The organism is Azospirillum sp. TSO22-1 (assembly GCF_003116015.1).
Lineage (GTDB): Bacteria > Pseudomonadota > Alphaproteobacteria > Azospirillales > Azospirillaceae > Azospirillum.
The window spans coordinates 1-2,204 of record NZ_LGQZ01000175.1 but is presented as its reverse complement, the minus strand read 5'-3'; the positions used below and the strand labels follow the sequence as shown (position 1 = coordinate 2,204).

At 69.8% G+C, this 2,204-nt stretch carries 3 protein-coding genes and 1 pseudogene; 2 read left to right on the top strand and 2 right to left on the bottom strand.

Annotated features, from left to right (window positions below; all coding sequences use genetic code 11):
* Positions 1-374: pseudogene (locus tag TSO221_RS32430) on the bottom strand (C4-dicarboxylate ABC transporter); the annotation flags it as partial.
* Positions 375-682: 308 nt separating this feature from the next.
* Between TSO221_RS32430 and TSO221_RS32425 the strand changes: the two are divergent.
* Positions 683-1,366, top strand: a complete 684-nt coding sequence (locus TSO221_RS32425) for a GntR family transcriptional regulator (RefSeq protein WP_109122600.1) — start codon at positions 683-685, stop codon at positions 1,364-1,366.
* 19 nt (positions 1,367-1,385) lie between these two features.
* Entirely contained in the window at positions 1,386-2,018 is a 633-nt protein-coding gene (locus tag TSO221_RS32420; protein WP_109122599.1) for a glutathione S-transferase family protein, read from the top strand.
* Between the two features lie 73 nt (positions 2,019-2,091).
* On the opposite strand, the gene TSO221_RS32415 is transcribed toward TSO221_RS32420, so the two are convergent.
* On the bottom strand, positions 2,092-2,202 hold the full coding sequence (locus tag TSO221_RS32415) for a glycine radical domain-containing protein (protein ID WP_109122598.1): 111 nt from the start codon (positions 2,200-2,202) through the stop codon (positions 2,092-2,094).
* Between the last annotated feature and the right edge of the window lie 2 nt (positions 2,203-2,204).

Below are 2,204 nucleotides of genomic sequence, written 5' to 3'. Positions count from 1 at the left end.
TGCTCGTAGCTGGTGACCAGGCACGGCATCAGGCCGAGGTTGGTCTCCGGCACCTCGCCGCCGGCGTAGGGCATCGGGTAGAAGCTGAGGTCGAGGGCGCCCTTGCGCAGCGCGCTGAACTGCGCCAGCGTCTTCATCAGCGACGATCCGGGGTACAGCTCGAACCTCAGCTGGCCGGCGGTGCGCTTCTCCACCTCGGCGGCGAAGCGGCGGCACAGGCGGTCGCGGAAATCGCCCTCGTCGATGGTGCCGCCGGGGAACTGGTGCGAGATCTTCAGCACCTTGGCATCGGCGGCCCAGCCCAGCCGGCTGGCGGCGATGATCGCGGGTGCGGCCAGCATGCCGCCGAGGATGGCGCGTCTCGTGAACGTCATGGGGTCTCTCTCCCTCTCGGCACGGCTCCGCCCCGGCGCGGTCCAGTGGCTGGGGAAGCCGCGGTGCTGATGATTCGTGATGGTGATGGACGGCGCCCGCGGCGGCGCCGCTCAGTCGCCGGACGGGCGCGGTCTGGTGTGGGTCATCGGTTCCTTCCCTAAGCCCGACGGCGCTTCGTGCGCGCATTGCCGGGCTCTTTGTATTTTGTTATGCTGTTCATGTATACATGAAATCGTTCGTGCATGCAACATCTTCGAATCGCATGCCAGGGACGAAACCGCCTATGATGGCTCCGGGGAGGATCGACATGAGCGATGGGGCGGAACCGAAGCGGAGCCGGGCGACGCACCTGCGCGAGCTGCTGGAGGCGGAGATCGCCTCGGGGAAGCTGCCGCCGGGCAGCCGCCTGGAGGAGCTGGCGCTGGCCGAGCGCTTCCAGGTCTCCCGCACGCCGGTGCGCGAGGCGCTGGCCCAGCTGGCCTCGGCCGGGCTGGTGGAGACGCGCCCGCGCCAGGGTGCGGTGGTGGCGACGCTGAGCGTACAGAACATCATCGACCGCTTCGAGGTCATGGCGAACCTGGAAGCGCAATGCGCCGAGCTGTGCGCGCGCCGCATGACGGCGGCGGGCCACAAGACCCTGCTGGACCAGCACCGTCTCTGCGCCGAGATCATCGAGAGCGGCGACACCGACGCCTACTACGACGCGAACCGCCGCTTCCACGAGGTGATCTACGCCGGCTGCGGGAACAGCTACCTCGAGGAGATGACGCGGTCGCTGCGCAACCGCGTCTCGGCGTACCGCCGCATCCAGCTGCGCCACCCGGGGCGCCTGCGCAAATCCTGGGACGAGCACGACGCCATCGTCCGCGCGATCCTGGCGGGCGATGCGGAGACGGCGCGCGAGGCCACCCGGCGCCACATCGCCATCCAGGGCGACACGTTCACCGACTTCATGGCACTGTTGCGCACGGCGCAGCTGCAGGTCGCGTGACGGCAATCAGGGGAACCGCATGACGGACGGATCGATCACCGTGTGGGGGCGCACGACCTCCGGCAACGTGCAGAAGGTGCTGTGGCTGTGCGACGAGCTGGCCGTCCCCTTCCAGCGCATCGACGCCGGGGGCCGCTTCGGGGTGAACGACACCCCCGCGTACCGCGCCATGAACCCCATGGGTCTGGTGCCGACCGTCAAGGACGGCGACGTGGTGCTGTGGGAATCCAACGCGATCCTGCGCTACCTCGCCGACACCCGTGGCGGCGAGCGCCTCTACCCGCGCGACCCCATCCGGCGTTCGGTGGTCGAGCGCTGGCTGGACTGGGGGCTCGGCACGCTCAGCGGCGCGATGCAGCCGCTGTTCTGGCAGCTCATCCGCACCCCGGAGGCCGAGCGCGACCCGGCGCGCATCGCGGCGCTGACGGCGGAGGCCGCCCGGCTCTGGGGCATCCTTGACGGCGCGCTGGCCGGCCAGGGCTTCGTCGCGGGCGACGGGCCGACGCTGGCCGACCTTGCCCTCGCGCCGTGGCTGCACCGCTGGATGCACCTGCCGCTCGACCGGCCGAGCCTGCCGAACCTGGAGGCGTGGCACGCTCGGCTGTCCGGGCTGCCGGGCTACCGGCGGTGGGTCGCGATCCCGCTCAGCTGAGGCCGGCCCGTCCGGCTTCGGCCAAAAAAAGCCCGCCGGGCAACAGGCCCGGCGGGCTTTTTCTATGCTCTTCCTAGTGCTTGTTGTGGAAGGTGCGGCTGATCACGTCGAGCTGCTGCTCGCGGGTCAGCTTGATGAAGTTCACGGCGTAGCCGGAGACGCGGATGGTGAGCTGCGGGTACAGCT

Excerpts from the sequence above, each read along its gene's own strand:
- TSO221_RS32425 (WP_109122600.1), top strand. The coding sequence starts at position 683 with ATGAGCGATGGGGCGGAACCGAAGCGGAGCCGGGCGACGCACCTGCGC.
- TSO221_RS32420 (WP_109122599.1), top strand. The coding sequence starts at position 1,386 with ATGACGGACGGATCGATCACCGTGTGGGGGCGCACGACCTCCGGCAAC.